Annotated in this window: 25 protein-coding genes and 1 pseudogene; 16 read left to right on the forward strand and 10 right to left on the reverse strand. The window is 72.9% G+C overall.

What is annotated here, in order from left to right; genetic code table 11:
- Positions 1-56 precede the first annotated feature (56 nt).
- A complete protein-coding gene (locus ACVW2K_RS04905) occupies positions 57-1,316 on the reverse strand; it encodes a choice-of-anchor P family protein (RefSeq protein WP_457201744.1) in 1,260 nt (419 codons plus the stop codon).
- 194 nt (positions 1,317-1,510) lie between these two features.
- On the opposite strand from ACVW2K_RS04905, the gene hutH reads away from it, so the two are divergent.
- From hutH to ACVW2K_RS04925, 4 genes are all read left to right on the forward strand, one after another.
- Entirely contained in the window at positions 1,511-3,043 is a 1,533-nt protein-coding gene (hutH, locus tag ACVW2K_RS04910; RefSeq protein ID WP_028638027.1) for a histidine ammonia-lyase, read from the forward strand.
- Positions 3,040-4,683, forward strand: a complete 1,644-nt coding sequence (gene hutU, locus ACVW2K_RS04915; RefSeq protein WP_457201745.1) for a urocanate hydratase — start codon at positions 3,040-3,042, stop codon at positions 4,681-4,683. The genes hutH and hutU overlap by 4 nt, the downstream gene beginning before the upstream one ends.
- 4 nt (positions 4,684-4,687) lie before the next feature.
- Positions 4,688-5,698, forward strand: coding sequence for a M48 family metallopeptidase (locus ACVW2K_RS04920; protein ID WP_036570727.1), 1,011 nt, complete (start codon positions 4,688-4,690; stop codon positions 5,696-5,698).
- A gap of 116 nt (positions 5,699-5,814) precedes the next feature.
- On the forward strand, positions 5,815-5,955 hold the full coding sequence (locus ACVW2K_RS04925) for a hypothetical protein (RefSeq protein WP_231496238.1): 141 nt from the start codon (positions 5,815-5,817) through the stop codon (positions 5,953-5,955).
- Here ACVW2K_RS04925 and ACVW2K_RS04930 read toward each other — a convergent pair.
- From ACVW2K_RS04930 to ACVW2K_RS04965, 8 genes are all read right to left on the reverse strand, one after another.
- Entirely contained in the window at positions 5,952-6,095 is a 144-nt protein-coding gene (locus ACVW2K_RS04930) for a hypothetical protein (RefSeq protein ID WP_197025357.1), read from the reverse strand. The genes ACVW2K_RS04925 and ACVW2K_RS04930 overlap by 4 nt on opposite strands.
- Positions 6,096-6,167: 72 nt before the next feature.
- A complete protein-coding gene (locus ACVW2K_RS04935) occupies positions 6,168-7,031 on the reverse strand; it encodes an HpcH/HpaI aldolase/citrate lyase family protein (RefSeq protein ID WP_457201746.1) in 864 nt (287 codons plus the stop codon).
- Entirely contained in the window at positions 7,028-8,107 is a 1,080-nt protein-coding gene (locus tag ACVW2K_RS04940) for an HpcH/HpaI aldolase/citrate lyase family protein (RefSeq protein ID WP_457201747.1), read from the reverse strand. Before ACVW2K_RS04940 ends, ACVW2K_RS04935 begins: the two co-directional genes overlap by 4 nt.
- A 52-nt stretch (positions 8,108-8,159) precedes the next feature.
- A complete protein-coding gene (locus ACVW2K_RS04945; RefSeq protein ID WP_457201748.1) occupies positions 8,160-9,005 on the reverse strand; it encodes a 3-hydroxybutyryl-CoA dehydrogenase in 846 nt (281 codons plus the stop codon).
- Entirely contained in the window at positions 9,002-9,565 is a 564-nt protein-coding gene (locus tag ACVW2K_RS04950) for a DnaJ family domain-containing protein (protein WP_457201749.1), read from the reverse strand. Before ACVW2K_RS04950 ends, ACVW2K_RS04945 begins: the two co-directional genes overlap by 4 nt.
- 80 nt (positions 9,566-9,645) lie before the next feature.
- A complete protein-coding gene (locus ACVW2K_RS04955; protein ID WP_457201750.1) occupies positions 9,646-11,088 on the reverse strand; it encodes an MFS transporter in 1,443 nt (480 codons plus the stop codon).
- Positions 11,085-12,407: a M20 family peptidase gene (locus ACVW2K_RS04960; protein ID WP_028638035.1), complete on the reverse strand. Its 1,323-nt coding sequence runs from the start codon at positions 12,405-12,407 to the stop codon at positions 11,085-11,087. The genes ACVW2K_RS04955 and ACVW2K_RS04960 overlap by 4 nt, the downstream gene beginning before the upstream one ends.
- An 89-nt stretch (positions 12,408-12,496) precedes the next feature.
- Positions 12,497-13,099 (reverse strand): nitroreductase family protein, encoded by a 603-nt coding sequence (locus ACVW2K_RS04965; RefSeq protein ID WP_028638036.1) that lies wholly within the window; start codon positions 13,097-13,099, stop codon positions 12,497-12,499.
- A gap of 10 nt (positions 13,100-13,109) precedes the next feature.
- On the opposite strand from ACVW2K_RS04965, the gene ACVW2K_RS04970 reads away from it, so the two are divergent.
- From ACVW2K_RS04970 to ACVW2K_RS05010, 9 genes and pseudogenes are all read left to right on the forward strand, one after another.
- Positions 13,110-14,294, forward strand: coding sequence for an allantoate amidohydrolase (locus tag ACVW2K_RS04970; RefSeq protein ID WP_457201751.1), 1,185 nt, complete (start codon positions 13,110-13,112; stop codon positions 14,292-14,294).
- Entirely contained in the window at positions 14,291-15,523 is a 1,233-nt protein-coding gene (locus tag ACVW2K_RS04975) for a formimidoylglutamate deiminase (RefSeq protein WP_457201752.1), read from the forward strand. The genes ACVW2K_RS04970 and ACVW2K_RS04975 overlap by 4 nt, the downstream gene beginning before the upstream one ends.
- Positions 15,520-16,674, forward strand: a complete 1,155-nt coding sequence (gene hutI / locus ACVW2K_RS04980) for an imidazolonepropionase (protein ID WP_457201753.1) — start codon at positions 15,520-15,522, stop codon at positions 16,672-16,674. Before ACVW2K_RS04975 ends, hutI begins: the two co-directional genes overlap by 4 nt.
- A 23-nt stretch (positions 16,675-16,697) precedes the next feature.
- Positions 16,698-17,426 (forward strand): VOC family protein, encoded by a 729-nt coding sequence (locus tag ACVW2K_RS04985; protein WP_457201754.1) that lies wholly within the window; start codon positions 16,698-16,700, stop codon positions 17,424-17,426.
- Positions 17,427-17,686: 260 nt separating this feature from the next.
- Positions 17,687-18,229 (forward strand): annotated as a pseudogene (locus ACVW2K_RS04990) (ATP-binding protein); the annotation flags it as partial.
- Between the two features lie 1,069 nt (positions 18,230-19,298).
- Positions 19,299-20,669: a LuxR C-terminal-related transcriptional regulator gene (locus ACVW2K_RS04995; RefSeq protein ID WP_457201755.1), complete on the forward strand. Its 1,371-nt coding sequence runs from the start codon at positions 19,299-19,301 to the stop codon at positions 20,667-20,669.
- 81 nt (positions 20,670-20,750) lie between these two features.
- Positions 20,751-21,023, forward strand: coding sequence for a hypothetical protein (locus tag ACVW2K_RS05000; RefSeq protein ID WP_457201756.1), 273 nt, complete (start codon positions 20,751-20,753; stop codon positions 21,021-21,023).
- A gap of 167 nt (positions 21,024-21,190) precedes the next feature.
- On the forward strand, positions 21,191-22,129 hold the full coding sequence (locus ACVW2K_RS05005) for a JmjC domain-containing protein (protein WP_457201757.1): 939 nt from the start codon (positions 21,191-21,193) through the stop codon (positions 22,127-22,129).
- On the forward strand, positions 22,126-23,037 hold the full coding sequence (locus tag ACVW2K_RS05010; RefSeq protein WP_457201758.1) for a sucrase ferredoxin: 912 nt from the start codon (positions 22,126-22,128) through the stop codon (positions 23,035-23,037). The genes ACVW2K_RS05005 and ACVW2K_RS05010 overlap by 4 nt, the downstream gene beginning before the upstream one ends.
- Before the next feature lie 22 nt (positions 23,038-23,059).
- Here ACVW2K_RS05010 and ACVW2K_RS05015 read toward each other — a convergent pair whose 3' ends face one another.
- Entirely contained in the window at positions 23,060-23,806 is a 747-nt protein-coding gene (locus ACVW2K_RS05015) for an SDR family NAD(P)-dependent oxidoreductase (protein ID WP_231496239.1), read from the reverse strand.
- A 23-nt stretch (positions 23,807-23,829) separates the two neighbouring features.
- Here ACVW2K_RS05015 and ACVW2K_RS05020 point away from each other — a divergent pair, with 23 nt between their 5' ends.
- The 3 genes from ACVW2K_RS05020 to ACVW2K_RS05030 are packed head-to-tail and all read left to right on the forward strand — an operon-like array spanning position 23,830 to position 26,647.
- Entirely contained in the window at positions 23,830-25,152 is a 1,323-nt protein-coding gene (locus ACVW2K_RS05020; protein ID WP_457201759.1) for a flavin-containing monooxygenase, read from the forward strand.
- Entirely contained in the window at positions 25,149-25,739 is a 591-nt protein-coding gene (locus ACVW2K_RS05025) for a TetR/AcrR family transcriptional regulator (protein WP_457201760.1), read from the forward strand. The genes ACVW2K_RS05020 and ACVW2K_RS05025 overlap by 4 nt, the downstream gene beginning before the upstream one ends.
- Positions 25,736-26,647: an alpha/beta hydrolase gene (locus ACVW2K_RS05030; protein ID WP_028638047.1), complete on the forward strand. Its 912-nt coding sequence runs from the start codon at positions 25,736-25,738 to the stop codon at positions 26,645-26,647. Before ACVW2K_RS05025 ends, ACVW2K_RS05030 begins: the two co-directional genes overlap by 4 nt.

The raw sequence follows: 26,647 nt of genomic DNA on the forward strand, positions 1-26,647 counted from the left end.
TCTCCCGCGCACGGCGTACGGCGCCGCGTCTCGTGGAGTGGTGTGTGAGAAAGCCGTCAGCGGATCTTGGCCTGGGCCACGCCCAGGTCGATCACCGCGCCGGTGCCGTCGAGCAGCGTGATCCGCAGGGCCACCACGGAGATGCCGAACTTCGACTTCTGGACGATGTTGCGCTCGAGCTTCGCCACGCCCGGGATCTCGATGACGTCGGAGTCGGGGAAGCTCTGCGGCTCGCCGTTGGCGGTGATGGTGCCGAGCGTCGTGCCGTCGGTGTTCGAGGTGGTCTTGCCGTTCTGGCGGGTGACGTTGGCCTGTCCGACGACGGCGTCGACGACGAGCTGTCCGTCACCGAGGTCGAGACCGGCCACCGAGCCGCGCTCCATCGCCACGCTCTTGCCCGGGAGCTGCTTGCCCGACTGCTGGCTGCGCAGGCCTTGGACGATGATCTGGTCGCCGAGGTCCACGTCGGCGATCGCCTTCGTGTGCACCTCGCCGTCGGTGCCCTGGCAGGGCATCAGCGAGAGCGGGGTCCGCCCGCTGGTGACGCTGTCGTCCGCGGCCTTCGACCGGGTGGCCGAGGAGTAGCCGTGGAACGTGCCGTGCTTGATGCCGTCGAGCGCCTGGGCCGCCGCGTGGCCGACCGTGAGCCGGGTCGCCGACGGGATGAAGGTGACCCGGAGCGCGTTCGACTCGGCGGTCGCCCCGCTGTCGGCGACGGTCTTCTTGGACTGGCCGACGGTGATCCTGGCCAGGCCGGGGATCTCGACCGGCTGGCCGGGCGTCGGCAGCTCCAGCTCCTGCGCGTCACCGGTCGGCGACACGAACTGCAGCTCGCCGAGGTTCACCTTGGTCTCGGCGTGGAAACCCTTGTCGTCGTGCCAGGCGTGGGCGAGCGAGGTGATCGCGCTGATCCGGAGCGTGCCGAGCCCGCTCTGGGCGAGGACGACGTTCGCGGTGCGGTTGCGGGCGTACGAGTGGACACCACCGTCCTTGCGGGCGGTCCACAGGTCGGTGCGCACGCCGCTGACCGTGCCGGCGCCGCCCGGCAGGTCCGCCTGCGCCTCGTGGTTCTCGCGCTCCATCCCGACCTTGGTGCCACAGCCGATCGCCATGAAGGCGGTGTCGCGCGAGCCGGCGGGGACCTGGCCGCCGCTGGCGCGCGTGCCGTAGCCCGCGGCCTTGAGGGCGAAGCCGGCCTCGCGGCTGCTGCGCTCGACGGCCGTCTGCGCCGTGGCCGTGCCGGAGGCGGCCGTCAGGCCACCGGTCAGTAGGGTCGTAGCGGCGATCACCGCGGCCGTTCTGGTGAGGCGTGTCATCTGCTGGTGCTCCCTGTGGTCGCGGCGTCCCCCGTGCAGGTCCCCGACGCCGAGTCGTCTGGTGTGTGGCTGTTGTTCCCCCCAACGGACCGTTCCATACCCGCGTTATGCCGGCGTGACGCACGTCTCGGATGCCAGACATCGGCCGGGGCGGCGCTCTGGTGGGGTGCCGAGGCGGGCAGGAGGATGGCGGCATGGTCACTGTAGGAGTGGGGCCGGTGTCGCCCCAGGAGCTCGTGGCGGTCGCCCGCGACGGTCAGCCCGTCCAGCTGGGCGAGGATGCGCTGGCGGCGATCGCCCGCGCTCGCGACGTCGTCGAGGAGCTGGCCGCGGCGGAGACCCCGACGTACGGCGTCTCGACCGGGTTCGGCGCCTTGGCGACCCGCCACATCCCGACCGGGATGCGCGCCCAGCTGCAGCGCTCGCTGGTCCGCTCGCACGCCGCAGGCTCCGGGCCCGAGGTCGAGCGCGAGGTGGTGCGCGCGCTGATGCTGCTGCGGCTGTCGACCCTGGCGACCGGTCGCACCGGCATCCGGGTGGAGACCGCCCAGCTGCTCGCCGGCCTGCTCGCGCACGGCATCACGCCGGTGGTGCGGGAGTACGGCTCGCTCGGCTGCTCCGGCGACCTGGCACCGCTCTCGCACTGTGCGCTCGCGCTGATGGGCGAGGGCAGCGTGCGCGACGCCTCCGGCGCGCTGCTGCCCGCCGCCGAGGCGCTCTCCGCGGCCGGTCTGGAGCCGGTGGAGCTCGCCGCCAAGGAGGGGCTGGCGCTGATCAACGGCACCGACGGCATGCTCGGCATGCTGGTGCTGGCGATCGAGGACCTGCGGATGCTGCTGCGCACCGCGGACATCGCCGCGGCGATGTCGGTGGAGGGCCAGCTCGGCACCGACCGGGTGTTCGCACCGGAGCTGCAGGCGATCCGGCCGCACCCGGGCCAGGCACTGTCCGCCGCCAACCTCACGCGACTGCTCGCCGACTCCGGCGTCGTCGCCTCGCACCGGGGCCCGGACTGCAACCGGGTGCAGGACGCCTACTCGCTGCGGTGCTCGCCGCAGGTGCACGGCGCCGCACGCGACACCGTGGACCACGCCGCGCTCGTCGCCGGCCGCGAGCTCGCCGCGGCCGTGGACAACCCCGTCGTCGTCGGCGACCGCGTCGAGTCGAACGGCAACTTCCACGGCGCGCCCGTGGCGTACGTGCTCGACTTCCTCGCGATCGTCGCCGCGGACGTGGCCTCGATCAGCGAACGGCGTACCGACCGCTTCCTCGACAAGGCCCGCAACCACGGGCTGCCGCCGTTCCTCGCCGACGACCCGGGCGTCGACAGCGGGCACATGATCGCCCAGTACACGCAGGCCGCGATCGTGTCCGAGCTGAAGCGGCTCGCCGTACCCGCCTCGGTCGACTCGATCCCCTCCAGCGCCATGCAGGAGGACCACGTGTCGATGGGATGGTCCGCCGCGCGCAAGCTCCGTCGCGCCGTCGACGGGCTGACCCGGGTGGTCGCGATCGAGGTGCTGACCGCCGCCCGCGCGCTCGACCTGCGCGCGCCGCTGGTGCCGTCGCCGGCGACCGCTGCCGTCGTCGGCCTGCTCCGCTCCTCCGGCATCGAGGGCCCCGGCCCCGACCGCCACCTGTCGCCCGAGATCGAGACCGCCGTCGGGCTGGTCGCGTCGGGCGCCGTCCTCTCAGCCGCCGAGTCCGTGATCGGAGAACTGTCGTGAAGGAAGTACGTGCCGCCCGTGGCACCGAGCTGACCGCCCGGTCGTGGCAGACCGAGGCCCCGCTGCGGATGCTGATGAACAACCTCGACCCCGAGGTGGCCGAGCGCCCGGAGGACCTGGTCGTGTACGGCGGCACGGGCAAGGCCGCCCGCTCGTGGGAGGCGTACGACGCGCTGGTGCGCACCCTCACGACGCTCGGCGACGACGAGACGCTGCTCGTGCAGTCCGGCAAGCCGGTCGGCGTGATGAGGACGCACCCGTGGGCGCCGCGGGTGCTGATCGCGAACTCGAACCTGGTCGGCGACTGGGCGAACTGGGAGGAGTTCCGCCGGCTCGAGGACCTCGGCCTCACGATGTACGGCCAGATGACCGCCGGGTCGTGGATCTACATCGGCACCCAGGGCATCCTCCAGGGCACCTTCGAGACCTTCGCGGCCGTCGCCGACAAGAAGTTCGGCGGGACGCTGGCCGGCACTGTCACCGTGACCGCCGGCCTCGGCGGGATGGGCGGCGCGCAGCCCCTGGCGGTGACCATGAACGACGGCGTCGCGATCTGCATCGAGTGCGACGACTCGCGCATCCAGCGCCGGATCGACCACCGCTACCTCGACGTCCGAGCCGCCTCGCTGAAGGAGGCCGTCGAGTTGGCGGTCGCCGCGCGGGACGAGCGTCGCGGGCTCTCGATCGGGGTGCTCGGCAACGCGGCCGAGCTGCTGCCGCGGCTGCTCGAGATGGACGCGCCGATCGACGTCGTCACCGACCAGACCTCGGCGCACGACCCGCTCTTCTACCTGCCGGCCGGGGTGCCGTTCGAGGAGTGGGAGGCGCGGCGTACCGCCGACCCCGAGGGCTTCACCAAGGAGGCCCAGGCCTCGATGGCCACCCACGTCCGGGCGATGGTCGAGTTCCAGGACCGGGGCGCCGAGGTCTTCGACTACGGCAACTCGATCCGCGACGAGGCGCGCAAGGGCGGCTACGACCGCGCCTTCGAGTTCCCGGGCTTCGTCCCGGCCTACATCCGGCCGCTGTTCTGCGAGGGCAAGGGCCCGTTCCGCTGGGCCGCCCTGTCCGGCGACCCCGCCGACATCGCCGCGACGGACCGCGCGATCCTCGAGCTCTTCCCGGAGAACGAGCGGCTGCGGAAGTGGATCACGATGGCCCAGGAGAGGGTCCACTTCCAGGGCCTGCCGGCGCGGATCTGCTGGCTCGGGTACGGCGAGCGCCACATCGCCGGCCTCAAGTTCAACGAGATGGTGGCGTCGGGCGAGCTGAAGGCGCCGATCGTGATCGGCCGCGACCACCTCGACTGCGGATCGGTCGCGTCGCCGTACCGCGAGACCGAGGCGATGCTCGACGGCTCGGACGCCATCGCGGACTGGGCGATCCTGAACGCGCTGGTGAACACCGCGTCGGGCGCGACCTGGGTGTCGTTCCACCACGGTGGTGGCGTCGGCATGGGTCGCTCGCTGCACGCCGGCCAGGTCTGCGTCGCCGACGGGACCCCGCTCGCGGCCGAGAAGATCGAGCGGGTGCTCACCAACGACCCGGGCATGGGCGTGATCCGCCACGTGGACGCCGGCTACGACCGCGCGGTGGAGGTCGCGAACGACCGCGGCGTTCGGATTCCCGTGTCAGAGTGAGCGCGTGACGACCCAACCGGTCCGGTCCCGGGCCACGCTGACCGACATCAGCTCCCGCGCGTGGGAGCACCCCGCCGACCGGGGCGCGCTGGTCGCGCTGCGGAAGCTCAAGGGCTTCGACACGATCCTCAAGGCGATGGCCGGGCTCTTCAACGAGCGCGCCGTGCGCCTGGTGTTCCTGGGCTCGGCCGTCCGCGCGGACGAGCGCCAGTTCGCGAACCTGCACCGGATCCTCAGCGAGGTCGGCCGCACGCTCGACGCGCCGGAGCTGCCCGAGCTGTACGTCGTCGCCAACCCGGCGTTCGGCGCCCTCACGATCGGCATGAACAAGCCGTTCATCGTGCTCAACTCGGGACTCGTGGACCTGCTCGACGAGGAGGAGCTGCGCTTCGTCGTCGCCCACGAGCTCGGCCACGCGATGAGCGGCCACGCGGTCTACCAGACCCTGCTGCAGCGGATGATCCAGCTCAGCGGCGTGCTCGCGGCGATCCCCGCAGGTGGCCTCGGGCTGCGCGCGATCATGGCGGCGCTGTACGAGTGGTCGCGCAAGGCCGAGCTGTCCGCCGACCGCGCCGGCCTGCTCGCGACCCAGGACCCGGCGACGGCGTTTCGCGTGCACATGCAGCTCGCCAGCGGCGGTCACCTCGACGACCTGGACACGACGTCGTTCTTCGCCCAGGGCCAGGAGTACGACGACGCCGACCTGCGCGACTCCGTGCTCAAGCTGCTCCTGATCGAGAACCGCTCGCACCCGTTCGCCGTGGTGCGGGCGAGCGAGCTCCGCAAGTGGGTCGACTCCGGCGAGTACACGCGGATCCTCACGGGTGAGTACCCCCGCCGGCAGGACGACGACCAGGCGAAGGTGACCGAGGCCGCGGCCGAGGCGGCGCGCAGCTACTCCGACGCCTTCAGGCAGAGCCAGGACGCGCTCGGCAAGATGGTGCACGACGTCGCCGGAGTGCTCGGCAGCGTGAAGCTCTGGCTGGACGAGCAGCTGCGCCGGGGCCAGGACTGAGCGGCTCCCGAAGCCTCGTCGAGCTCCTCGACCGGTTCCCTGAGGGCTGGTCCGAGGCGACGTACGACGGCCGCCGGTACGGCGTCACCAAGACGCTGCGTGCCGGCGGCCGTGCGGTGTCGCTGTACGCCGAGGCCCTGGACGGCTCCGACGTGGTCAGCACCAACGCGTACCTGACGACGGTGGCCCAGGAGCTCCGCCCGTGCGAGATGCCCGCGGCGAAGGTCCTCGACTTCCTGGAGCGCGCGGAGCGCTAGTAGACCCTCCGCCGGGTGCCGCCCATCGGCACCAGGTTCAGGATCAGGCCCACGACCAGCAGGATCGCGCCGATGGTGGTGAGCACCGGGATGTTCGCCAGCAGGCCGATGATCAAGAGGATCAGACCGAGAATCACCATTTCCGTACCTCCCTGTGAGTGTCCCAGGAGGTGCGTACCCAGCGCGGCGTCCGCCGCAAACCTTCCGGTGGATCAGCCCAGGGCCCGGATCGCCTCGTCGATCGCGAGCGTGCGACGGGCGGACTCCACGTGGAGGTTCTCGACCATCTTGCCGTTGTAGGTGACCACGCCAGAGCCCTGCCCGTCCTCGAACGCGGCGATCAGGCCGCGCGCGTCTTCGACGGCCTGCTCGGAGGGGGCGAAGGCGGCGTTGGCGCCGTCGACCTGGCCGGGGTGGATGAGGGTCTTGCCGTCGAAGCCCATCTCGCGGCCCTGCCGGCACTCCGCGAGGAAGCCGTCGGTGTCCTGCACGTCGTTGTAGACGCCGTCGAGGATCGCGATGCCGGAGGCGCGCGCTGCCAGCAGCGCGGTGTGCAGGCTGGGGAGGATCGGGGCGCGGCCGGGCACGTGCTCGGCGTACAGCTCCTTGACCAGGTCGTTGGTGCCCATCACCAGCGTGCTGAGCCGCTCGGACGCGCGGGCGATCGCGAGCGCGTCGAGGATCGCGACCGGCGTCTCGACCATCGCCCAGACGGTGGTGTGGTCCGGGGCGCCGTACCGCTCGAGCGCGTCGACGAGCTGCTGCACCTCGGCGGCGCTGTCGACCTTGGGCACGACGACCGCGGCCGGGCCGGCCTGCGCGGCGGCCGCGAGGTCGGCCTCGTGCCACTCGGTGCCGATGCCGTTGACGCGGATGGTGACGGTGCGCCCGCCGTACTCGCCGCCGGCGGCGGCCGCGCAGGCGGCCTCGCGCGCCGCTGGCTTGGCGTCCGGGGCGACGGCGTCCTCGAGGTCGAGGATCAGGCCGTCGCAGGCGATGGACTTCGCCTTCTCCAGGGCGCGCTCGTTCGAGCTCGGCATGTAGAGGACGCTGCGGAGGGGCACGAAGTCGCTCACGCCTCCACCTCGTCGTACTGCTTCTTGAGCTCGGGGTCGATCGCGGCGAGCTGCTCCGCGAGCTCGACCATCACCAGGCACTGCTTGAGGGACGCGTCGTCCTCCATCTTACCGTCGAGCATCACCGCGCCGGTGCCGTCGCCCATCGCCGCGACCACGCGCCGAGCGTGCGCGACGTCGGCGACACTCGGGCTGAAGACCCGGTTGGCGATCGCGACCTGCTTGGGGTGCAGGCTCCAGGCGCCGACACAGCCGAGCAGGTAGGCGTTGCGGAACTGGTCCTCGCAGGCGACCACGTCGGTGATGTCGCCGAACGGGCCGTAGTAGGGGTAGATCCCGTGCATCGCGCACGCGTCGACCATCCGCGCGATCGTGTAGTGCCACAGGTCCTGCTGGTACGTCGCGCGGCTGGCCTCGATGTTCGCCACGCCGTTCTCGCTCGGCGGGTCCTCGCGGACCAGGTAGCCGGGGTGACCGCCGCCGACCCGCGTGGTCTTCATCCGCCGGTCGGCGGCGAGGTCGGCCGGGCCCAGGGAGACGCCCTGCATGCGCGGGCTGGCGCCGCAGATCTCCTCGACGTTCGCGACGCCGCGGGCGGTCTCGAGGATCGCGTGCACGAGGACCGGCTTCTGCAGGCCGGCCCTGGCCTCGAGCTGGGCGAGCAGCCGGTCGACGTAGTGGATGTCCTCGGCGCCCTGCACCTTCGGCACCATCACGACGTCGAGCTTGTCGCCGATCTGCGGGACGAGCGTGGTGAGGTCGTCGAGGACCCACGGGCTGTCGAGCGCGTTGACGCGGGTCCACAGCTGAGTCGGGCCGAAGTCGGTCTCCTGGGCGATCTTCACCAGGCCGTCCCGGGCGGCGACCTTGTTGTCTGCCTTGATCGCGTCCTCGAGGTTGCCGAGCAGCACGTCGACGGTGCCCACCATGTCCGGCACCTTCGCGGCCATCTTCGGGTTGCTCGGGTCGAAGAAGTGGATCGCCCGGCTGGGCCGCGCCGGGATCTCCGTGAGGGGGGTCGGTGCGCCCACCGCCAGGGGTCGGAAGAAGTCCTTCGCGCTGCGAGATCCGCTCATGCGCCGGAACGTAGCAGCGGATCGCTACCCGTCGGTATGACGGATCTGACAGTCAGCCGTAGGTGTAGAAGCCGCGGCCGGTCTTCCGGCCGAGCAGGCCGGCGTCGACCATGCGCTGCAGGAGCGGCGGGGCGGCGTACAGCGGCTCCTTGAACTCCTCGTACAACGACTCCGCGACCGCCTTCGTGGTGTCCAGGCCGATCAGGTCGGCCAGCGCCAGGGGACCCTGCGGGTGCGCGGCGCCGAGCACCAGGCCGCGGTCGATGTCCTCGGCGGAGGCGAAGCCGGACTCGAACATCCGGATCGCGGAGAGGATGAACGGGATCAGCAGCGCGTTGACCACGAAGCCGGCGCGGTCCTGGCAGTCGATCGCCTGCTTGCCCAGCCCGTCCTGCACCCACGCCCGCGACCGCTCGGTCGTGTCGCCGGAGGTGAGCAGGGAGGGCACCAGCTCGACCAGTTGGAGCACCGGCACCGGGTTGAAGAAGTGGATGCCGATGACCTGCTGGGGCCGCGAGGTCACCACGCCCAGCTTCATGATCGGGATCGAGGAGGTGTTGGAGGCGAGGATCGCGTCCGGGGTCGTGACGATCGTGTCGAGCTGCCGGAACAGCGCGACCTTGGCGGCCTCGTCCTCGACGATCGCCTCGACCACGACGTCGCGGTCGGCGACGGCGTCCAGGTCGGTGACGACCCGGACCCGGCCCAGGACCTCGTCGACCGAGTCGATCTTGCCCTTCGCGGCGGCGCGCTCCAGCGACCTCTCCAGCCGGCCGAGCGCGGCCTTCGCCGCTTCCTCGCCGGACTCGACGACCACCACGTCCTGGCCGGCGCGCGCACTGACCTCGGCGATGCCGGAGCCCATCAGGCCGCCGCCGACCACACCCACGTTCTTCATGACCCTCCCTCGGGACGTCTCCTCCGGAGATTCCACCAGCGCCGCTTGCGGGGAGGTACGGCGGGCTCCGTACGCCGGCTCCGTCGTGCCTCGCGACGCTCCCGCCAGGCGGCCACGGTGGCCTCCACGTCCCGCGGCATCGTGATCAGCGGCGGGCCAGGGTGCAGGGAGTACCTGGCCCGGACCACCCTGGCGTTGAAGTCCTCGACGTGCCGGCGCACCTCCCCCTCGGAGAACAGCTTGTCCAGCGCGTCGTCGAGCTCGGCGTCCTCCTTGCGGAGCGCGATGCTCGGCGGCAGCACGGTGATCCGCTCCCGCTCGACCAGCTTCTTCAGCCACCAGTCCGGGTCGTGGTGCTCGCCCAGGCCCTCGATCGGCTTCCCGGCCCCGGGGAGGTTCTCGAACTCGCCACGCTCCATCGCCTGCCGGATCTGCAGGTCCACCCAGGTCTGCTGCTGCTCGATGCGCGCCCGGGCGGCCGCCCATCCCGACGCGGGCACGTCCCTGCGCTCGGGACCGCGCTCCGGACGGCCCTCCGACCTCTCCTCGCTCTCGGGCACTCTTCGACGATAGTCCCTGCCGAAACTGCTCCCGGCCGGGCCGATCGAGAGCATTTTCGCCAGGGACTACCGGAAACCGCCTACCGCAGGGCGGGCGTGGGCTCCTCGGCGACGTGCCGGGGCAGCATCAGGAGGGCGAACGCCGCGAGCAGGGCAGCGACGGCGCACACGGTCCAGACGGTGAGGTAGCCGGAGAGCGGGGCATGTCCCTTCGCCGGGTCCGCGATCGAGCCGGTGGCCGAGAGCGCGATCGCGAAGATCGCGGAGGCCATTGCGCCGCCGACGGTCTTGGTCGCGTTCGTCATCCCGGTCGCGAAGCCGGTCCGCTCCGGCGGTGCCGCGGCGGCCGCGGTGGCCGGCAGCGCCGCGACGAGCGCGCCCGAGCCGAGACCGGCGACGGCCATGTTGATCAGCGCCTGCCAGGTGTGGTCGTGGAACGGCAGCCACAGCGCGTACCCGACGGCGACCAGCAGCGCCGACGTCACCAGCGCGCCGCGCGCGCCCAGGAGCCGCGTCGTCAGCGGCAGCGTGAACGCGCCGACCGCCAGGAAGATCACGTACACCCCGATCAACGTCGAGACGAAGCCGGCGGTCGCGCCGAGGCCGTAGCCGGCGACGTCCGGGTCGGTGCGGGCGAACGTCGACAGCGGGATCTGCGCCCCGAGCACCGACATGCCGAACAGGAACGCCGTCAGCTGCACCGGCCACTGACCGGGCGCGCGGAGCAGGCCGATGTCCACCAGCGGCTGCTCCTGGGCCTCCTCGTAGCGGACGAACGGCACCAGGGCCAGCAGGCCGAGGACGACCAGGCCCCAGGCCGGCACGCTGCCGGGGCCGTCGAGGCGGATCACGATCAGGCCGGCCATCACCAGGCCGAGCGCGGCCGTCAGCAGGGCCAGGCCGCCGAGGTCGAGCCCGCCGGTCGACGTACCGGGAGCGTCCTCGATGCCGAACCAGATCACCACGAGCACGACCGTCACGACGATCGCCGGCAACGCCAGGAGGAACGTCATCGACGTCGCCTCGACCAGGGCGCCGCTGGTCACCGCGCCGATGATCACGGCCAGCTCGAGGGCCCCGACGAGGACGGCGGCACCCCGGCGGGTGAGCAGGTTCTGCCGACCGGTGTCGGCCGTACGCCGGTGGATGATCGCGACCTCGAGCGGCAGCCACACGACGTACGCGCCCTGGACGGCGAAGCCGATGAGGAACGTCGTGAACGACGGCGCGAACGCCAGGATCCACGAGCCGAGCGCGGTGACCGCGGTGGAGAGCAGCAGCACCTTCTTGTGGCCGACCAGGTCGCCGAGCCGGGCCAGCGGAGGTACGACGAGCGCGGACACGATGAGCTGGGCCGCCTCGAACCAGTTGACGTCGGCGTCCTTGATGTCGAGGTGGTCGGCGATGTCGCTGTAGATGGGCGTGTAGAACCCCTGGAGCACACCGCTGGCGAGCTCGACGCAGACGAGGAACCCGACGATCGCGAGGAGGCTCCGCGCCCGGGGGTCGGCCGTGATGCTCACTCGGGGATCCTCTCGATCAGGCGCTGGTACCACCGCACGCCGTCGACGAAGGCGTCGACCCCGAGGTGCTCGTCGTACGCGTGGATCGACTCCCGCTGAGCCTTCGTCATCCGGAACGGCGCGAACCGGTAGACCCGGGTGCAGATCCGGGTGAAGAAGCGCGAGTCGGTGGCCGCCATCATGACGTACGGCGCGGGTACGGCGTCGGGGAACACCTCGCGGATCGTGGCCTCGAGCAGCCCGAACGCCTCGTCCATCGGCGACACCGGGCTCGGCTCGTGCTGGTCGACCACGCTCACCCGGACCTGGTCGTCGTCGATCGTCCGCCGGACGTGCTCGAGGACCGAGGCGACCGTGTCGCCGACCATGATCCTGACGTTCACCCCGGCCCGCGCCGTGCTCGCGATGACGTTGAGCGCGGGCGACCCGGACAGCGTCGTGATCGCGAACGTCGTCCGGGTCATGGCGGCCGGCTCGGGGCCGGCCGCGATCAGCACCCGGGTCAGCAGCGGGCCCAGCCGCCCGGCGTTCGCCATCAGCGGCCGCAGCGCGGCGGACGCGTGCGGCGCCAGCCGGCGGAGCAGCTCGACGGTCGGCTCGGGGGTGCTCGCGGACATCTGGTGGCGGTCCAGGCGGGTGATGGCACGCGCCAGTCGGGCGGTCGGGCCGTTCCTGGCTGGGGTCGACGCGTGCCCGCCGCGGCCCTCGACCCGCAGCTCGAGGGAGGTCACCCCCTTCTCCGTCACGCCGATCACGCCGATCGGGGCGGCCACGCCGGGGAAGGCCTCGGCCGCGATCGCGCCACCCTCGTCGAGGACGAACCACGGGCGTACGCCGCGCCGCTCCAGCTCTGCCACGGCGAGCGGAGCCGCGTCGCCCGAGACCTCCTCGTTGCAGCCGAAGGACAGCCAGACGTCCTGCGCGGGCACGAAGTCCTGCTCGAGCAGGGTCTCGACCGCCTCGCACGCCGCGACCAGCTGACCCTTGTCGTCCAGGGTCCCGCGGCCCCAGACCGCGCCGTCGTGGATCTCGGCGCCGAAGGGCGGGTGCGTCCACCGCTCCTCGTCGTCGACGGGTACGACGTCGAGGTGGGCCATCAGCACCACCGGCCGGTCGGCGCTCCGCCCGGGCCAGTGGAACAGCAGGCCGTGGGTGTCGACGGGGGTCGGCTCGAGCCGCTCGTGCAGCAGCGGGAACTGCGTGGCCAGCTCGGCCAGGAACGCGTCGAACACGCCGACGTCGACGAGGCTGCGGTCGCGGTGCGAGACGGTCGGGATCCGGACCAGGGCCTGCAGCTTCTCGACTCCGCGGTGCGTCACGGCCCGAGGCTAGTCCGTCTCGGATGCGAGACCCGCGGTACGGCGCGGTCGTTGACCGCGGGACGTCGCCCCGATGGACTGGTCCCGTGTCACCAACGCCCGCGATGCACCAGGCCGTCCATCGGCTTGCGCGGCCGCTTGGTCGACGACCCGGCCGCCCCGACGGTCTCGGCCGCGTGGCCGATGGTCACGACACCCACCGGGTCGAAGTCGTCCGGGATCGCGAACGCCGCGCGCACCGCGTCCTCGCGGACGGGTGGGATGCCGATGAAGCAGGAGCCGAGGCCGTGGTCGGTCGCGGTCTGCAGCATCAGCAGCGCCGCCATCGCGGTGTCCATGTCCCAGAACGGCTTCGGCCACCGGGCCTCGTCCTGGTCCGTCCAGCCCTTGTCGCCCTCGGCGTACCGCCGCAGGTACGCCGCCTTGCTGGAGCACGGCAGGATCACGACCGGCGCCTTCATCATCCCGGCGAGCCACGTGTCCGGGTGGGCGGCGTCGTCCGCGGTCACGTCCCAGAACCGCGCGACGTCCTCGGGAGTGTCCAGCAGCAGGAACGCCCAGCCCTGGCTGAAGCCGGCGTTCGGGGCGCGGGTCGCGTTGCGCAGCGCCAGGTCCACGATGTCCGGGTCGACCGGTTCGGTCGAGTAGTTGCGGACCATCTTGCGGCGGCGGACCACGTCCTGGAACTCCATGGGAGGAACTGTGCCGGATGACTTCGAGCGGATGTGGAACGACCTCGCCCCGGTCGGGCGGTCGGCCACGTCCGGCGGCTACTTCCGGCAGCCGTTCACCGCTCCCGAGCAGGAGCTCCGCGCCTGGTTCGAGGCCCAGTGCGCGGCGCGCGGGCTGCGGGTGGAGGCCGACGGGTTCGGCAACGTCGTCGCGTGGTGGGACGCCGGCTCCGGCCCGGGTCTGCTGACCGGTTCGCACCTCGACTCCGTGCTGGACGGTGGGGCGTACGACGGCCCGCTCGGCGTCGTCTCCGCGCTGGCCGCCGTCGACCTGCTGCGCTCGCGCGGGTTCACGCCGGCGCGACCGATCGGGGTCTCGGTGTTCGCCGAGGAGGAGGGCTCCCGCTTCGGGCTGGCCTGCCTCGGCTCACGGCTCGCGACCGGCGCGATGGCGTGGGACCGCGCCCGGGAGCTGACGGACCGCGACGGCGTGGCGCTCGGTGACGTGGTGCCCGGCGGCACGTCGTCCCTGCTGTCGTCGGTGGGCACGTTCGTGGAGCTGCACGTCGAGCAGGGCCGCGACCTGGTCGACCGCGGCGAGGCGATCGGGGTGGCGAGCGAGATCTGGCCGCACGGGAGGTACCGCTTCGAGTTCGCCGGCGCCGCGAACCACGCCGGTACCACGCGGATGGAGGACCGCGTGGACCCGATGCTCACCTACGCGTTCACGGCCCTCGGGGCGAACAAGCAGGCGCGCCTGGCCGGGCAGCGGGCGACGTTCGGCCGGGTGGAGGTCACGCCGAACGGCACCAACGCCGTACCGTCCCTGGTCCGGGCGTGGCTCGACGCGCGGTGCGCGAGCGACGCCGAGCTGGAGGAGCTGGTCGAGGCGATCACCGCGCAGTCCGCGGACCGGGCCGCCCGCGACGGGACGACGCTGACGATGACGCCCGAGTCGGTGTCGCGCGCGGTCGCGTTCGACCCGACGCTGGCCGCGCTCGTCGCCGCGGACCACGAGGGCGGCGACTGGCCCGTGATCCCGACCCAGGCCGGGCACGACGCCGGCATCCTGGCCGCGGCCGGGATCCCGACCGCGATGCTCTTCGTGCGCAACCCGACCGGCGTCTCGCACTCCCCGGCCGAGCACGCCGAGATGCCCGACTGCCTGGTCGGCGTCTCCGCCCTCGCCGACACCCTGGAACGGCTCGCCCGGTGACCTCCTACCTGCTCGAGCGGGCCTGGGTCGACGGCGCCGTCCGGGACGACGTGCTCGTCGAGATCGAGGGTGGTTGCTTCGCGAGGGTCTCTCCGGCCGACCGGAGGAACCCGACCGGAGACGCCGCCACCCTCCGCGGCCTCACGATCCCGGGCCTCGCGAACGACCACAGCCACGCGTTCCACCGGGCGCTGCGGGGCCGGACCCAGCGGGAGCGCGGCACGTTCTGGACCTGGCGCGAGCAGATGTACGCCGTGGCGGAGCGGCTCACCCCGGACAGCTACTTCGCCCTGGCGCGGGCCACCTACCGCGAGATGGCGGCGTCCGGCTACACGAGCGTCAGCGAGTTCCACTACCTCCACGACCCGGAGCCCGCGATGGGCGACGCGTTGCGAGCAGCGGCAGCCGAGGCCGGCATCGCGATCACGCTGCTCGACACCTGCTACCTCAGCAGCGGCTTCGGCGCGCCCCCCGAGGGCGTCCAGCTCCGCTGGAGCGACGGGACGGCGGAGCGGTGGGCCGAGCGGGTCGGCGACGGGCCCGCCGCGATCCACTCCGTCCGGGCCGTCCCGCGCGACCAGCTGCACGTGTTCCGGGGCCGGGCGCCGCTGCACGTCCACCTCTCCGAGCAGGTGGCGGAGAACGAGGCGTGCCTCGCGGCGTACGGCGTCACCCCCACCCGGCTCCTCCACGACGAGGGGCTGCTCGGCCCCGGCACCACGGTCGTGCACGCGACCCACCTGACCGACGAGGACGTCGACCTGCTCGGCAGCACCGGGACCAACGCCTGCATCACCCCGACGACCGAGCGCGACCTGGCCGACGGCATCGGCCCGGCGCGCCGGCTCGTCGCGGCGGGCTGCCGGATCAGCATCGGCAGCGACAGCCACGCGGTGATCGACCCGTTCGAGGAGCTGCGCGGGCTCGAGATGGACGAGCGGCTCGCGACGCAGGTGCGCGGCCACTGGTCGGCGGCCGAGCTGCTCGCGATCGGCGCCGGCGGGCAGATCGCGGTCGGGGAGCGCGCCGACCTGGTCACGATCGGCACGACCGGGCCGCGCACCGCCGGCACCGGGGCCGACGAGAACACCGCGGTCTTCGCCGCCACCGCAGCCGACGTCACCCACGTGGTCGCGAGCGGCCGGGTGGTCGCCACCAGGGACCACCACGAGGAGATCGGGCGCGAGCTCGACGAGGCGCTGAGCACACTCTGGGGGAGAGCACCGTGACCACGACCCTGATCACCAACATCGGCGAGCTCGTCACCAACGACCCGGAGGCCGAGGACCTGCTCGGCCTGGTCCAGGACGCCGCGCTCGTCGTCGAGGGCAGCCGGATCGCCTGGACCGGCCGGGCCGCCGACGCACCCGACGCCGACGAGCGCGTCGACCTCGGCGGCCGCGCGGTCGTGCCCGGCTTCGTGGACTCCCACTCCCACCTGGTCTTCGCCGGCGACCGGGCCCAGGAGTTCGCCGCGCGGATGGCCGGCACGCCGTACGCTGCCGGCGGCATCCGCACGACCGTCGCAGCCACCCGGGCGGCCACCGACGAGCAGCTCACCAGCCACGTCGCCCGGCTCGTCGAGGAGATGCGTCGCCAGGGCACGACGACCGTCGAGATCAAGAGCGGCTACGGCCTCACCGTGAAGGACGAGGCCCGGAGCCTCGCGGTGGCCCGGCAGTTCACCGAGGAGACGACCTACCTCGGTGCGCACGTCGTCCCCGACGGCGACCCGGGGGAGTACGTCGACCTCGTGACCGGCCCGATGCTCGACGCGGCCCGGGAGCACGCCCGGTGGATCGACGTGTTCTGCGAGCGCGGTGCGTTCGACGCCGACCAGGCCCGCGCCATCCTCGGGGCCGGCGCCGGGGCCGGCCTGAGGGGGCGGCTGCACGCCAACCAGCTCGGCTACGGGGACGGCGTCCGGCTCGCCGCCGAGCTCGGCCTGCTCGCCGTGGACCACTGCACCTACCTGGCCGACGAGGACGTCGACGCGCTCAGGGACAGCGGCACCATCGCCACCCTGTTGCCCGGCGTCGAGTTCTCCACCCGTCAGCGCTACCCCGACGCCCGGCGGCTGATCGACGCCGGGGTGCGGGTGGCGATCGCGTCGGACTGCAACCCCGGCTCCTGCTTCACCAGCTCCGTGCCGCTGTGCATCGCGCTCGCCGTGCGCGAGATGGGGATGACCCCGGCCGAGGCGGTGCACGCGGCGACGTACCGCGGCGCGGAGGCGCTCGACCGCGACGACGTCGGCGCGCTGGTCGTCGGCCGGCGGGCTGACCTCGCGGTCCTGGACGCCCCCACCCACGTGCACCTGGCGTACCGCCCCGGCGTCCCCCTCGTCGTCCAGACCTGGATCGCCGGGCGACCAGGCTGAGCGTCTCGACCTACGGTGGAGGCATGTACCTGGAGAACCTCGTCTTCGACGCCGTCGACCCGCAGCGGCTGGGCCGCTTCTGGGAGGCGGTGGTCGGCGGCGAGCGGCTGACCGACGTGCCCGAGGGCTTCGAGACGCGGCTCGCCGTCGAGGGCGGGCCGGTGCTCGACCTGTGCTTCCAGCGGGTCGCCGAGCCGGCGCCCGGGCCGCCGCGGCTGCACCTGGACCTCGCGGGTGGGGACCGCCAGGCCGAGGAGGTCGAGCGGCTGCTGGGGCTGGGCGCACGGCACCTGGACATCGGCCAGAGCGACGTGCCCTGGGTGGTGCTCGCCGACCCGGAGGGCAACCCGTGCTGCGTGATGGAGGACCGGGCGGCGTACGCCGGGACCGGACCCGTGGCGGCGCTCCCGCTCGACTCGGCCGACCCGGAGCGGGATGCGGCGTTCTGGTCCTGGCTGACCGGCTGGACCGCCACCGACGGTGTCGCGCCGCGGTCGCTGCGCCACCCCTCGCGACGCGGCCTGCTGCTCGAGCTCTGCCCCGAGCAGGCGCCCAAGGGGACGGCCAAGAACCGGCTGCACCTCGACGTCCGGCTCGACGCGGGAGAGGACCCCGACGACGTCGAGGCCCGCATCGCCGAGCGTGGTGGACGGCGGATCCACCCCGGCTGGGGCGACCTGCCGTGGCGCACCTACCTCGACCCGTCCGGCAACGAGTTCTGCGTCCTGCCGGTGTCGACGTCGGGCGCCTAAGGCACCCGTCCCCGGGAGATAAGGCACCTGCCCGATGTGCGGGCCTACCTCAGCCGACGAACCTCGTGATCACCACCGAGGAGCTGAGGAGCCCACCATGTACGACAACACCATCCACCGTGACTACGTGAAATCCGAGCTGGAGTACCGCCTGGACCGGATCCGGGACGAGTTCACGGGCCGGCGCCGGCGCAAGCAGCTGCGTCGCCGGGACGACGGGGAAGCGGGCTGGACGACGGTGCGCTGACAGGCGCACCGTGATGGCCCCGGAATTGATCCAGCACACGACCACGGAAGAGGAGACAATCACCGGCGTGACACACACCAGCCGGACCCTGGTCGGCCGAGACGCCGAGCTGGCGGAGGTCGCTTCGCTGCTCGGCGTCCGGCCGTCCGTGGAGATGGTGAACGGCGAGACGACCGCCGTGCTCCTCTCGGGCGACGCCGGCGTCGGCAAGACCCGGCTGCTCACCGAGCTCCGCGACCTCGCCTTCACGGAGGGCTGGCAGGTGTTCGCGGGCCACTGCCTCGACTTCGGCGACTCGGCCCTGCCGTACCTCCCGTTCTCCGAGGTGCTCGGCCGGGTCGCCGCCGACCTGCCCGACGTCGTCGACGAGGTCGCCACCGCCTACCCGGCGCTCGCCCGTCTCCAGCCCGGCCGCCGGATGATGGGCCAGGCCCGCGACGACAGCCACGCGCTCGATCGCGGCGAGCTGTTCGAGGCCGTCCACGCGCTCCTCGAGGCGGCCGCCGCCAAGGCGCCGCTCCTCCTCGTCATCGAGGACCTCCACTGGGCCGACCAGTCGACCCGCGACATGCTCAGCTTCCTCTTCTCCCGCCCGTTCGGCGGCCCGGTGGCCCTGGTCGCGTCGTACCGCTCCGACGACCTGCACCGCCGCCACCCGCTCCGCCGCCAGGTGGCGGAGTGGTCCCGCCTCCGGGGCGTGCGCCGCGTCGCGCTGTCGCCGCTGTCCGACGACGCGGTGCGCGCCCTCATCGCGGAGCTCGTCCCCGACGGCCTGTCCGAGAAGGAGCTCGCCGACATCGTCGGCCGCGCGGAGGGCAACGCGTTCTTCGTCGAGGAGCTCACCAGCGCCGCGGCCGGGCCCGGGCGCTGGGTGCCGGCCGACCTCGCGGACGTGCTGCTCGTGCGCCTCGACCGGCTCGACGACAACGCGCGGCAGGTGGTCCGCGCCGCCAGCGTCTCCGGCCGGAAGGTCGCCCACGACCTGCTCGTCGAGGTCTCGGGCCTCGGTGCCGACGAGCTCGACGAGGGCGTGCGGAAGGCCGTCGAGATGAACATCCTGGTCGCGACCGACGGTCGCTACAACTTCCGGCACGCCCTCCTCGGCGAGGCGGTGTACGACGACCTGCTGCCCGGCGAGCGGGTCCGCCTGCACGAGCGGTACGCCGCCGCGCTCCAGTCCGGCGCCGGCAGTGGGACGGCAGCCGAGCTCGCGCGGCACGCCCGGCTCGCGCTCGACCTGGACACCGCGCTCACCGCGAGCATCCAGGCCGGCAACGAGGCCAGCCAGGTCGGCGGCCCGGACGAGGCGGCCTACCACTACCAGCAGGCGCTCGAGCTCCTCGTCGACCCGCGCCGCTGCGCCCAGGTCGACCTCGATCTGTCGAAGCTCGTGGTCAGCGCCGCCGAGGCCCTCTCGGCCAGCGGTGACCCGGAGCGCGCCGTGAAGGTCATCGTCGAGCAGGTCGACCGGCTCCCGACCGACGCCCCGACCGCCTGGCGCGCGCGGATGCTGTCCACGCAGGCCCATCTGATGACGATGATCGAGGGGAAGGACGACCCGGCGGCGATCTCCGAGGACGCGGTCGCGCTGGTGCCCCGACGGCGAGACCGGGCTGCGCACCCGCGTGCTCGCCAACCACGCCCGGGTGCTCGCGAACACGGGCCGCTACGACGAGGCGCAGAGCGTCGGCATGGAGGCGCTCACCCTCGCCGAGAAGCTCGACCTCAGCGAGCTGGCCTCCGACGTCATCACCACGCTCTCCGGGCTGAAGAAGGCCGGGCCCAAGGAGGGCCTGCGCGAGGCACTGGGCGACGCGGTGGCCCGCGCCGAGGAGTCCGGGGCGCTCTCGTCCGAGCTGCGGGCCCGCTACCTGCTCGGGCGCTCCTACGAGGACTGGGCGGAGTTCGAGGAGACCGAGGAGTGGTTCCGCAGCACCGTCGACCGCGGCGCCGCCGCCGGGATCCCGTTCGCGCCGTGGGCGTTCGAGGCCCGCTGGCAGCTCGCCTGGGTGTACGACGTGCTCGGCCGCTGGGACGAGGCGATGGCGCTGACCGACGTCGCGGCCGACAACCCGCCGCCGATCCCGCGCGCGCTGCTCGAGCCGCTGCGGCTGCACATCCGGCTCGCGCGCGGCGAGGACATCGCCCCGGACGCCCGGTCGCTGCGGAAGTTCTGGGCCCGCGAGGGCGGCGTCGCGATCAACGCCGCCGCGGTCGAGATCGACGCCGCCGGCTACCGCGGCGACGCGGCCGGCGCCGTGGAGGCGTACGACGGGGTCGTCGCCGTGCTCAGCCGCATCTGGCACGAGTGGTTCAGCGCGCGCATCCGGCTCGGCGCGCTCGCCGTCGCCGCGGTCAACCGTGCCGTGCCGAGCCTCTCCACGGCCGAGCGCACGGCGTACGCCGTGAAGGTCGACCGCATCCACGCCGACGGCCACGTCGTGCTCGACCGGTACTCCGACCCCTCGGGCCACTGGGGACCCGAGGGTCGCGCGTGGATGAAGCGGCTCGACGCGGAGACGCTGCGGTTCCGCTGGCTGGCCGGGATCGACGCGCCGCCGCAGGACGCCCTCGTCGACACCTGGCGCGACGCGATCGCGCTGTACGAGGACTTCGGCCACGTGCACGAGCTGGCCCGGGTCCGCACCGCGCTCGCCGGGATCCTGCGCGCGACCGGTGACGTCGCGGCGGCTCGCGCGCTGGGCGACCGGGCGCGCGACGCCGCGCACCGGCTCGGCGCCGTACGACTGCTCGAGGACCTGCGTGCGATCGGCACCACGCCGGTGCGGGCCGAGGCCGCACCCGACGCCCTGACCCCGCGCGAGACCGAGATCCTGGCGCTGGTCGCGGAGGGCCGGTCGAACGGCGAGATCGCCAAGCAGCTGTTCATCAGCGCGAAGACCGTCTCGGTCCACGTGTCCAACATCCTGGGCAAGCTGGACGCCTCCGGCCGGACCGAGGCGGCGGCGATCGCACGGCGCCGGGGGCTGGTGTAGCGCCCACGAGCCAGGCGTACCGCTTGTCCGCCGGACCGCCGCGCAGCAGACTGGCGATCACCCACGCACACAGGAGGACGCATGACACCCGAAGAGCCCCTCAGCGACGACGAGATGACGACTGCTCCGGCGGGTGACCCGCTGACCGGCGGCGACGCCGACGGCACCGACGGCGGCGACAGCGACGGCACCGACGGCGGCGACAGCGACGGCACCGACGGCGGCGACAGCGACGGCACCGACGGCGGCGACAGCGACGGCACCGACGGCGGCGACAGCGACGGCACCGACGGCGGCGACAGCGACGGCACCGACGGCGGCGACAGCGACGGCACCGACGGGGACGCCTCCTGAGCGCTCTCGACCTGCTCAGCGGTGACGCCCAGACCTTCCTCACGAAGGTCTGGGCGTCGCGCACGCACCTGCACCGGGCCGATCCGGACGCCCTGGTCGGGCTGCTCTCGCTCGACGACGCCGACCACCTGCTCACCTCGACCGCGATCCGCACGCCGTCGATCCGGATGGCCAAGGACGGCGCGGTGCTCCCGGAGTCGGCGTACACCCGCAGCGCCACGCTCGCCGGCAAGTCGCTGTCCGGCCTGGTCGACGGGCGCAAGGCGCTCGCGCTGTTCCACGACGGCGCGACCGTCGTGTTCCAGGGCCTGCAGCGCTACTGGCCACCGCTCACCGAGCTGGTCGCCGAGCTGGAGCTGGAGCTCGGCCACCCCTGCCAGGCGAACGCCTACCTCACGCCGCCGGGCTCCCAGGGCTTCGCCGTCCACTCCGACTCCCACGACGTCTTCGTGTTCCAGACCGCGGGCTCCAAGCTGTGGGAGGTGCACGGCCAGGACGGTCCCGAGGAGGTGCTCCTCGAGCCGGGGCTCTCGATGTACCTGCCCAGCGGCACCCCCCACGCCGCCCGCGCGCAGCAGACCGTCTCGCTGCACGTCACCCTCGGGATCAACCAGCTGACCTGGCGCGGGCTCGTCGAGCGCTCGCTGAAGGACGTCGTCGCATCGGTACCGGACGAGCACCTGCCGGCCGGCTACCTGCACGATCCCGGCGAGCTCTCCGCGGCACTCGCCGACCGGCTGGCCGCGGTGGCCGACGCCGTACGCCGGGTCGACGCGCCCGCGGCCGTCGAGGCGGAGATCCGCCGGTTCCTGACCAGCCGCCCGCCCCGGCTCCCGGGCGGCCTGCACGACGTGCTGGGCGAGGTCAATGCCGACACCGTGCTCCGCCGCCGGACCGGCCACCCCTGCGTGCTGCTGGACCGCGGCGACCGGCTCGAGGTGCTCCTCGGCGACCGCGCGATGACGGTCCCCGCCTGGATCCGGCCGGCGCTCGACGAGATCCGCGCCCGTGACGAGCTGACGCCCGCGGACCTGCCCCTGGACCCGCAGAGCAACCTGGTCCTCTGCCGGCGCCTGGTGCGCGAAGGGCTCCTGGCGATCGGGTGACCCCCCAGCATCGGGCGTGGCGCTGCGCGGCCGAGAGCCTCCTGCGGGACGAGCGCGTCGCCGGCACCGCGACCCACGTCCGCACCTGGCTGCTGCTGGAGCACGTCGGGCCGTGGGGTGACGACGCGCTCCTCGACGCCCGCCTCCCCGACGGCCTCGGGGCGGCACTCAAGCAGCAGGCGAAGGCCTACCGCGCCAAGATCCTGCTGATCCGCCGGTTCAGCTCGAAGCCCGACGGCGACGGCGTCCGGGTGTTCGCGGCGTACGCCGACGCGGCCCGGCCGCGGATCGAGACCGGCGTGCTGGGCGACGAGCGGGAGGTGCTCGACCTCGACCTCACCGCGTTCCGCGAGGGCGGGTCCAGCGGGCTGACGGCGTACGACGGGTCACTGTTCTGCGTGTGCACCAACGGCCGGCACGACGCCTGCTGCGCCGAGCGCGGCCGGCCCGTGGCGAAGGCGCTCGACGCCGCGCACCCCGAGGAGACCTGGGAGGTCTCGCACATCGGCGGCGACCGGTTCGCCGCGAACCTCGTGGTGCTGCCGCACGGCCTCTACTACGGCCGGCTCGACCCGGTCTCCTCGATCGCCGTCGCGGGCGCGCACCTGGCCGGCGAGCTGGACCTCGACCACCTGCGCGGCCGCGCGTCGTACCCGATGGCCGTCCAGGCTGCTGAGGTCGAGCTGCGTCGCGAGCTCGGGGCGACCCGCGAGGACGACGTCGTGCTGCTGGGGCAGTCGCGCGACGGCGACGTCACGACCGCGACCTTCGGCGTTGCCGGCGGCAGGTACGACGTGGCTGTGCGCACCACCCACGACCCCGCGTCCGCGGCCCGGCTGACCTGCAAGGCGCAGCGCGACAACCCGGTGCCGCGGCACGACCTCCTCAGCGCGGTCAGGCGAGCCTGACGACGGCGGGGGACGGAGGCATCTACGAGAACGCCGCCAGCACGTGCTTGTGCAGGTCCGGGTAGCGCATCAGGTGCGCGCCGCCGTTGATGTCCAGCACCTCGCCGGTCACCCACTCCGCGGTCGCCAGGTACAGCGCGGCGGACGCGATCTCGTCGGGCCGGCCGGAGCGGCCGAGCGGGGTGTTCTCGAGATAGTCGTCCTCGATGCCGGGGATGTCCATCGCCGGCTGGGTCAGCGGCGTGACGACCAGGCCGGGAGCGATCGCGTTCACGCGGATGCCGCGCGGTGCGAGCTCCAGCGCCGCGACCTGGGTGAGCATCGAGAGGCCGGCCTTCGACGCGCAGTACGGCGCGAGCCCGGCGCCGGGCTGGCGCGCGTTCAGCGAGGACAGCGAGATGATCGCGCCGCCCGCGGAGAGCCGGAGGCCTGCCTGCTTCGTCACGATGAACGCGCCGGTCAGGCAGACGTCCACCACGCGGCGCCACTCGTCGACGGCGAGGTCGACCACGTTGCCGAGCGTGGAGACGCCCGCGCTGTTGACCACCACGTCGAGCCGGCCGTGCGACGCGACGACGCCGTCCAGCATCGCCGCGACCGAGTCCTCGTCGGTCACGTCGGTGGCCGGGAGATCGGCGACGACCACCCGCCACCCGTCGGACTCGAACGCCGTCGCGATCGCCGCCCCGATGCCCGACGCGCCGCCCACCACCACCGCTACCCGGCCCTGCTCCATGGCTCCTCCGAAGGGATTGTTGACGCGTGTCAAGTCCGGACACTAGCGTCCCGCGCATGGCGCGACCCACGACTGCGGTGATCGGGGCGGGCATCAGCGGGCTCACGGCCAGCAAGATGCTCGACGACTACGGCATCCCATACACCACGTTCGAGTCCTCCGACCGGGTCGGCGGCAACTGGGCGTTCGGCAACCCGAACGGGCACAGCTCGGCGTACCGCTCCCTCCACATCGACACCTCGAAGCACCAGCTGTCCTTCCGGGACTACCCGATGCCCGAGGACTACCCGGACTTCCCCCACCACACCCAGATCAAGGACTACCTCGACGGGTACGCCGACGCATTCGGCCTGCGCGAGCACATCGAGTTCCAGAACGGCGTGGTGCACGCCGAGCGGCTCGCCGACGGCGGCTGGGACATCCTGGACCAGGCGGGCGAGCACCGGCGCTTCGACCTGCTGGTCGTCGCGAACGGGCACCACTGGAACCCGCGGTTCGCGGACTTCCCCGGCGAGTTCACCGGCGTCACCCTGCACTCGCACCACTACATCGACCCGCGCACGCCGATGGACTTCACCGGGCAGCGCATCCTGATCGTCGGGATCGGCAACAGCGCCGCCGACATCGCGGTCGAGCTGTCCAGCAGGGCGCTCGAGAACGAGGTCGTGCTGTCAACCCGCTCCAGCGCGTGGATCGTGCCGAAGTACTTCGCCGGCAAGCCGGCCGACAAGTACTACCGGACCTCGCCCTACATCCCGCTGAAGTGGCAGCGGAAGTTCGTCCAGGTGATGCAGCCGGTGACCGCAGGACGGCCCGAGGACTACGGACTGCCGGCGCCGAACCACAAGTTCTTCGAGGCGCACCCGACCCAGTCGGTCGAGCTGCCGCTGCGGCTCGGCTCCGGCGACGTGGTCGCCAAGGGGAACGTCGCCCGACTCGACGGCGAGACCGTGCACTTCGAGGACGGATCCAGCCAGGACTTCGACGTGATCGTCTACGCGACCGGCTACAACATCACCTTCCCCTTCTTCGACCCCGGGTTCCTCAGCGCGCCCGACAACCGGATCGACCTCTACAAGCGGATGTTCAAGCCCGGCATCGACGACCTCGTCTTCGCCGGGTTCGCCCAGGCGACGCCCACGCTGTTCCCGTTCGTGGAGTGCCAGGCCCGGCTGCTCGGCGCGTACGCCGCCGGCCACTACCGGCTGCCGCCGGTCGCCGAGATGGAGCGGGTGATCGTCGAGGAGACCCGGAAGTACACCGGCCACATGGTCCCGACGGCCCGGCACACCCAGCAGCTGGACTACTTCCTCTACGAGCACGACATGCGCACGCGGGAGATCCCGAACGGCCTCAAGCGTGCGAGGGCCGGCCGATGAGCGCGACCAAGGGCGACGAGCGCCGGACGGCCCTGCTGGCCGCGCTCGAGGAGTACCTCGAGCGGTCCAGCCTGGACGACATCAACATCGCCGACATCTCCCGGCGGGCGGGGGTGACCCGGTCGGCCTTCTACTTCTACTTCGACAACAAGGCGGCGGCCGTCGCCGCGCTCTACGAGGAGATGTACGCCGAGGGCTTCGTCGCGGCCGAGGTGCTCGGCGGCGAGGGCAGCGTGCACGACCGGATCTCCACGGCGATCCGCGCGATCTTCGTCGGCTGGGGCAACCGCACCCACCTCTACCGCGCGATCCTCGACGCCCGCGCCGCGAGCCCCGCCGTACGCGACCAGTGGGACGCCTTCCAGCAGTCGTACGTCGACCTGGTCGCCGAGCTGGTCGCGGGGGAGCGGGCGTCCGGTGCGGCGCCGGACGGGCCGGACGCGCACGCGATCGCGACCGCGCTGCTCGACCTGAACGACCGCACCCTCGAACGGCTGGTGCGCGCCCCCGAGGGCTTCGACTGGGACACGCACCTGGAGTCGGTCGTGCACGTCTGGCTGGCCGCCATCTACGGGAGGGACGCATGAAGTACCAGGAGCTGACCTTCCGGTCCGGCGACGACGAGTGCCACGCCTGGCACTTCACCGGGGAGGGCGACGTGCTCGCGACCGACGCGGGCCGGCCGGTGGTCGTGATGGCGCACGGCCTGGCCGGCACCAAGGACTCCGGGCTCCAGCCGTTCGCCGAGGCGCTGGCCGCCGCCGGACTCGATGTGCTGGCCTTCGACTACCGCGGCTTCGGAGCCAGCGGCGGCGCGCCGCGGCAGACGGTGTCGATGGCCGACCAGCTCGACGACTACCGCGCCGCGATGGCGACGGCCGCCCGGCTCCCGGGCGCCGACCCGGAGCGGCTGGTGCTCTGGGGTGTCTCGCTCGCGGGCGGCCACGTGCTCGCCGCGGCCGCGCACCGCGACGACGTCGCGGGGGTCGTCTCGCTGACGCCGCTCGTCGACGGGATGGCCGCGGGCCGGCACGCGCTGGCCCACCACAAGCCCTCGGCGATGCTCCGGTCCACGGCCCTCGGGATCCGCTCGCGGCTGGGGCGCGCGCGGATGATGCCGGTGGTCGCCCGGCCCGGCGAGCTCGGCGCGCTCACGCTGGACGGCTGCCTCGAGGACTACCTCGCGATCGCCGGGCCGACGTGGCGCAACGAGGTGGACGCGACCGTGGGGCTCGAGCTCGGCAACCACCGCCCGGGCAAGCAGGCCAGGCACGTGCGCGCTCCGCTGCTCGTGCAGATCGCCGACCTGGACCGGAGTGCGCCGCCGCACGCGGCCGCGAAGGCGGCGTTCGCCGGCCGGGCCGAGGTGCGCCACTACCCCTGCGACCACTTCGACGTCTGGCCCGGCAAGGAGTGGCACGAGCCCGCCGTACGCCACCAGGTGGCGTTCCTGCGCCGCCACCTCACGCCGAGGTTATTGACGCATTTTCAATAG

The organism is Nocardioides sp. HB32 (assembly GCF_054058995.1).